Genomic DNA, 6,821 nt, shown 5'->3' with positions numbered 1-6,821 from the left:
CCACCTGCTCGGCCAGCTCGCCGCGCTGCTCCCGGAGGCGGTCGCCGACCTGCAGCCGGCGCGCGCCTGGGAGGTTCGATGACCAGCACCCAGTTCGTCTCCTGGTCACGGCGGGGGGCCGGCGCCGGGCAGCCCGCCGGGCCACCGCAGGGGCCGGATCTCGGGTCGCCCACCCGCCGATGGGTCCGGCCGGCGACGGTGATCGCTCGTGCGCTGCCGGCGAAGGGCAACCCGGCCGAAAGCCTCGTGACGTCCGCCCCGATGCAGCTGCTCGGCCCCGCGGACGCCGGCCGGCCGGCCCAGATCGTCCGGTGCGCCCCCCGGGACGGCGACCGGCAGGCGGAGCCCAACTACCTGGCGCTGGTCGAGTTCGCCCACCCGGACCTGCCCTGGATGTTCAGCCCCGACCAGCACACCACCCCGCCACCCGGCGGGGTTCGTCCGTGGCTGCGGCTGCTCGTGCTGGAGGTGCCGCCGGGCACGGCACCCGCGGACCGGCTGGCCCGGTCGCCGCGCGGCCCCTACCCCGTGCTGACCGACCCGGGGCCGTGGCCGGAAGAGCAGCGCAAGGAGTTGTGGGCCTGGGCCCACGTCCAGGTGCAGACGGACTCCCCGGAGGCAGCCGACGCGATGCTGAGGACCCCGTCGCCGGAGTGGTCGCTCGTACGGTCGCGGGTGCTCTGCCCGACGCGGCTGGCGCCCGACCGGGCCTACCTCGCCTGCCTCGTGCCGACGTTCGAAGCCGGCCGGCTCGCGGGCCTCGGCCTGCCCGCCGACACCGGAGGCATGAGCCTCACCCACGACGGCGCCCCGCTGCCCGTCTACCACTCCTGGTCCTTCCACACCGGGCCCGCCGGGGACTTCGAGACACTGGCCCGCAAGCTCAACCCGCTGCCGGCGGCACTGGCCGCGACGATCGGGGTGCGCCAGGTCCATGTCGGGCTGCGCGCCTCCAGACTGGCGGAGGACGACACGGGGTTCACCCCGGCGCCCTACCCGGTGGCCACGGCCATCACCCGCCTGGAGCACCCCGCGGCGCCCCCGGCGCCGGATGGCCAGCCCGCGCCACCGGACCTGCCGGCCAGCGGTCTGGAGCCCGGCGCGGCCGACCCGCAGGTCGCCGTCCTGCACCGCCGCCTCAAGCTGCTGCTCGACCCGGTCGCCGCCCAAGAGGACGACGATGTCCCGCTGGTCGGGCCGCCGCTGTACGGACGCTGGCACGCGGAGGTGAACAGCCTCGACGGCACGCCCGGCGCCGCCGAGCTGGCCGCGGTCGAGGCGGGCACCAGCCAGACCTGGATCACCCAGCTCAACGCGGATCCGGCGATGCGGGCCGCGGCCGGGCTCGGTACCCGGATCGTGCAGCAGGACCAGGAAGAGCTGATGCGCGCGGCCTGGGAGCAGCTCGCCGACATCCTGGCCGCCAACCGGCGCATCCGCTGGGCGCACCTGTTCGCGCGGACCGGCGGTGCGCTGCACGCCCGGCTCGGCGCACTGTCCACCGGATCGGCCCTGCGGGTGGCCGGCCCTGCCCTCGCGCGCCTCGTCACGGAAACGGAAGCAGCCGCGGCGGGCCGGGAGACCGTGTACGCCGGCCTGGCGGCCAGCACGCTCCCACCATCAGTGGCTGACGTGGCGTTCACCCGTGGCACCCGGTACGCAGTCAAAGCCGCCAGCCGCGACGCCAGAAGCGAACAGCCCGGCGTCGAGCCAGGCCTGCCGCTGACCGCCGCGACCTGCGCCCAGCGCGCCGTCGCCGGGCTCAGCGACGGCGATCCGGGCATGTTGCCCGCCCGGTTCACCGGCCCACGGGCGGTACAGCCGGAGGTGCTCGCCGAACTGCTCAGCGACCCACGGCTGGCGCGCGGCGTCACCGACCGGTTCGGTGCGGCCCCGGACCAGCGGCTCGCTCAGATCGCCGGGCTGCCCGCCACGCTGGGCGCCTACGCCGCGCAGGTGGACGAGCAGCCGGCGGCCGCCGGCGCCGGGGCGCAGGTCCGGTTCGCCGCCGGATCGGAGACCGCGCAGCAGGTCCACGCGCTGATCACCGCTGCCGGGACGCTCGAGCGGCAGGGCCGGATCCAGCTGGGCCTCGAGATGCGGCACGACTTCGACACCTTCACGCCGAGTCCTGGACAGGCCGCCGAGCTGTCCATCGACGCCTTCCAGCGCCTGGCGGCCGTGGCCCGTCAGGACGACGACGGGCACCTGCCGGCCAGCCCCGCTCTCACCGCTGCCGGCCTGCGCATCCTCGTACCGGCCCGGCCAGCCGGCCCGCTCGGCGCGCTGACCCGCGACGCCAGCGTCGGAGACCAGCCAGCCCTCGTCCTCGCCACCGCCATGACGCTGCGAGACATCGCCACCGACGCCCTGGGGCCGGTATCCGGGGCGCCGGCCACGACGGGCTCCCGGGTCCTGGCCCAGCTCCTGACCGGCACGACCGACGCGGACAGCCACCTGCTCGCCGCCGCCGTGCCGGCGTTCGGTACCGAGATCACCTCGCAGGACGCCACGGCCGTCGGCCCGGCCCTGACCCGCTTCTCACCGGCGCTGGCCGACCAGGCGGTACGCGCCCTGACGCCGGACCCGGCCTATCAGCGGCTGCTCGACTACGCCCACGAATTCGTGGGCCCGCAGGTCCGCCGTCGACGAGACTCGCCGTTCCACCCGGCGATGGCCGCGCCGCGGTTCCCGGCCCCGATCATCGACCGGCTCAGCCGGCTCGACCGCCGGGAGTGGGTACTCGGCGGCGTCAACCAGATGCCCGCCAACTCGGTCGCCCTGCTGGCCCCCAACTGGCGGTTCATCGAGGCGCTGGCCGTCGGGCTGAACCACGAGCTCGCCCGCGAGCTGCTCTGGCGCGGCTACCCCACCGACCGGCGTGGGTCGAGCTTCCCCCGGTTCTGGCCGGGCGACGCGCCGGACCTGGCCGACCTCGACGGCTGGGCCGGCGATCTGGGCGACCACGCGCCGCCGGGCCGGGCAGCCGCGATGACGATCCTGGTGATCAAGGGTGACCTGCTGCGCCGGTACCCCACCACGATCATCGGCGCGGTCCGTGGCCGGCCCGGCCACGCCGGCGGCCTGACCTCCTTCACCCCGGACGCGGGCGCCGGTGCCTACGCCGAGCAGCTGTTCCCGGCCCGCCCGCTGGGAGATGACGTCAGCTACACCGCGCTGCGAATCGACCCGTGGGAGCTGCGCTTGGAGGACCCCGAGGACTACCAGCACCGCTGGTACGTCTCCCTGCGCCAGCCCGATGACGAGCCCCGCTTCGGGCTGGACGAGAAGCCCGGGGCCGGCCCTGGCACGAACGCAGGCCGGGACCGGGACGACTGGTCGTGGCAGGGCCGCGACCAGGACACGCCGACGCTGCGGCCCGCCGATCTGGGCGCCGCCACTAGCGCCGCGGTCGCCGCCAACTGCCTCCAGCGGCCCTTCCTCGCGCTGCTGCGCGCGCCCGACTTCCTCCCATAACCCCGAGCCCACATAGCCCCAAGCCCACATAGCCCCGAGCCCCACGTAGCCCCGAGCCCGCATAGCCCCGCAGTCCTGTAGGAGCGCCCACATGCCCGAACCCCCCGCCGACCTGTGGGCCGGCCTCGACCCGACGCTGCCGATCGCCCTGCTCCCGGTCCGGCTGGAGACCCGGTTCGGCGACCGGCCGCTGCTTGGCGGCGACGGCACACCCACCCTGATGGACGACGGCACGCCGGCCCGCATGCCCGTACTGCGGGTGCGCGTCTACCCGGACGAACTGACCATCACCACAACCGCGATCAGGCTGACAGCCGCGCAGTGGGCCGCCGGCACCGAGTTCTGGGCAGCCCAGCGCGACCCGGCCGCGACGGCGGACCTCGTGGCCGCAGCCTGGGCACACCTGGTCGGCCAGGTCGGGACGGCCCGTGCCGTCTGGGTGGCGCGGGAGACTCGTTCCGGCCCGCCCACGCCGCCCGACACCGACACCGATACCGGCCCGGCCGAGCGGCCGGCTACGGCCGTCCTGCTCCCGGACGGCTGGCTGCTGGCCGGCTGGCTGGACGGCGCGCAGGTGCTCCACCACTACCTGCCCCGGCCGGCGGGTGACCTCCAGGTCGGCCCCTCCCGTGATACTCCCGCCTTCACGCCCGAGGACCCCACGCTGGTGGCACCGGAGGACCCGCTGCGCTGGGCGGTCGACTTCGACGCAGCTAGCCGGGCCGGGATGGCGGCGACCGTCGACCTGGCCACCGCCGACCAGGTCCTGGGCCGTGCCCTGCCCCCGGTCGCCATCCGAGGGCTGGACACCCTCGTGGCCGTGGGCGTACGGGAGCCCACAGCCGAGCGGACCCCCGACAGGGAGGCTGAGTCCCTGACGGCGCTGCTCACCGGGCACGCGGACCGCGACACGCTCGCGCTGCTCGCCCCGGGAACGCCGACGAACAACCTGACCGATCGCCCGTCCGGCTACTCCAGCCGGCCCGACCCGTTCGCCAGCCTGGCCCGCCTGCTCGCGGACCCGGCGGCTGGTGGCGGAGCCGTCGACCCGGGCGCCGCGCTGAGCGGGCAGGCCGCCGACGGGGAGATCCTCGAAGCGGCGCTCGGCCTGCCCGCGGCGACTCTCGCCGCCACGCCCGGGGCGGCCGGACGGGAGCAGGCGCACGCGCGGGCGATGACCCGGGCGCTGTTTCCTGTCACGATCGGCGAAGTGATCGGCACTCTGGCCCGGCCGCAGACCCCCAACCCGGGCCCGGCCGCCGCCGAGCGGTTCCTGGACAGCCTCGACCGGCTGCTGCCCTTCGCCGCGGAATACCAGGCTTCCTTCGTCCGGGGCCGCGGCCCGCTGCCCACGCTGCGGGTGGGCCGCCAGCCCTACGGCATCCTGCCGATCCTCCCGCCTGGCCGCTGGGTCCGGCACCCCGCCGAGCCCGCCCTGCTCGACGACCTGAACCGGTTGATCGACACCCTCCGGCCGGCGTGGGCGCTCGCGACCCGCTGGCTGCCCCGGCTGCGCCCGGACGGCGACCCGGTCGCCCAGCTGGTCAGCGTCCTCGGCACCGCGCCAGTGCCGCACCCCGGCGGCTACCGGATCCGCAGTGTCACCGGGCCGCTCGGGCAGGCGCTGCGCCAGGTCGCCACCGGCATGCCGACGATCCACGACACGCTGGCCCACGACGTCGCGGCCAAGGCCGCCGCCGCGCCCGGACTGATCAGGCAGCTCACGCGCGCCGCCTACCGGAAGACCATGCTGGCCGCGCTCTGCCCCGCATTGGCGGACAGCCAGTTCGAGGGCCTCACCCTCGAAGGAGCCCGCCCCATGGCCGTGCCCGTCGCCCGCACCGATCCGGCCCGCGTCGGCTGGGAGTCGCCGGCCAGGTACCTGGCGGAGCTGGCGAACCGGCGTTACTCCCTCGCCCTCCGCCGAGGGATTCCCGGCACGCCGCCCACCGACCTGCTGTACCTGCTGGTCGAGCACGCTCTGGCGCTGGCGGGCGAGCTGGACGCCATCCGGCTGGTGGGCGCCGTGTCGCCCGCGGGCAAGACAGCGGCCACCGCGGCGGTGGCGGTACCGGCCGAGCTCGCCGGCACCAAGCTCACCATCGCCACGCCGACCCATTTCGCCAGCACGGCGTTGGAGCGGTACCTGGACGCGGCAGCGCCCCAGGCAGGACTGACGGTTGCCCACCTCGTCGACGACGAGGTGCTGACGGGCAACGTGTTCGAGGAGCTCCACCTGCCGCGCCCGCACGTCGACGGCTTCCCCGGGACGGTGCGGGCCGTCGGTGAGCTGGCCGCCGCGGGCCTGGACGACGCCGGCTACACGCGGCTCGTCGGGGAGACCCTGGCCTGCGTCTCGACCCGGCTGGACGCCTGGATCACCTCCGTCGCCGCGCGGCGGCTGAGCACCCTGCGCCAGGCCAGGCCGGACGGTATCCAGCTCGGCGCCTGGGGCGTGCTGGTCGACGTCCGGCCGCGGCCCGGCCGCCCCGTGCGGCTGCCACCCGCCGGCAGCGACCCGGACCTTGCCCTGCTGGCACCGGTGAACGGCGCGGGATATGTCCACGCCCCCTCCCTGGACCAGGCACGGACGGCCGGAGTGCTGCGGGCGGGCGAGTTCGCCCATGCCGGCGACTCCTCGGCGCTGCACAGCATCGACCTGCGCTCCCGCCAGGCCCGCGTCGCTTCGGACATTCTTGACGCGGTCGCGAACGGCCAGCCGCTGGGCGCCGTCCTCGGCTACCGGCTCGAGCGCGCGCTCGGCGACGCGGGGGCCCACAGTGATCTATACCGACTGCGCGACGCCTACCCGCAGACCCGGATCGGCCAGCGGGACGACCAGCCCGGCGGCGATGCCGTCGTACCCGACGAGGTGGTCGACGGGCTCGCCGTGTGGCAGGACCGGGCAGCCAAGATCGTCAACCCGCCGCCCGCGGACCAGGCTGCCCTCAACGCGGCCCTGGACGACCTCGGACACGCTCTCGACGCCGTCGCCGACCTGGTGGTCGCCGAGGGCGTCCACCAGCTCACCTCCGGTCGGGCCGAGGTGGCCGGTGCCGGCTTCGCCGCGACCGCGCTGGGCACCCAGCCCCCCGACATCACCGTGACCCGGCAGCCCCGCTCGGGCGTGACCGTCACCCATCGCACGGTGCTGCTGCTGGATGGCGAGGTGGGCAGCCCCGGCTGGAACGCCGCCACCCCCCGCGCGTTGCTCGCTCCCGCCGCCGAACGGTGGGCCCAGGGCGTACTGGGCGCGGCGGGCGGCTGGCAGATCCCGGTCGGCGCGGCCACCGTCGGTCTGGACGCCCTGGCTGTCGCCGCCCTGGACGTCATCGCCGAGGCGG

At 75.8% G+C, this 6,821-nt stretch carries 1 protein-coding gene and 1 pseudogene; both read left to right on the top strand.

Going from position 1 to position 6,821, the window contains the following annotated elements; genetic code table 11:
* The first annotated feature begins 78 nt into the window (after window positions 1-78).
* Entirely contained in the window at window positions 79-3,477 is a 3,399-nt protein-coding gene (locus MJ785_RS19165) for a hypothetical protein (protein WP_239382125.1), read from the top strand.
* Window positions 3,478-3,568: 91 nt separating this feature from the next.
* Window positions 3,569-6,821, top strand: a pseudogene (locus MJ785_RS19160) (hypothetical protein); the annotation flags it as partial.

This window comes from Protofrankia sp. CiT1 (genome assembly GCF_917627335.1).
Lineage (GTDB): Bacteria > Actinomycetota > Actinomycetes > Frankiales > Frankiaceae > Protofrankia.
Note: the sequence above shows the minus strand (reverse complement) of the source record. Positions and strands in the feature narration are given on the sequence as shown.

Coding starts and splice junctions, on each gene's coding strand:
- MJ785_RS19165 (WP_239382125.1), top strand. CDS start 79: ATGACCAGCACCCAGTTCGTCTCCTGGTCACGGCGGGGGGCCGGCGCC.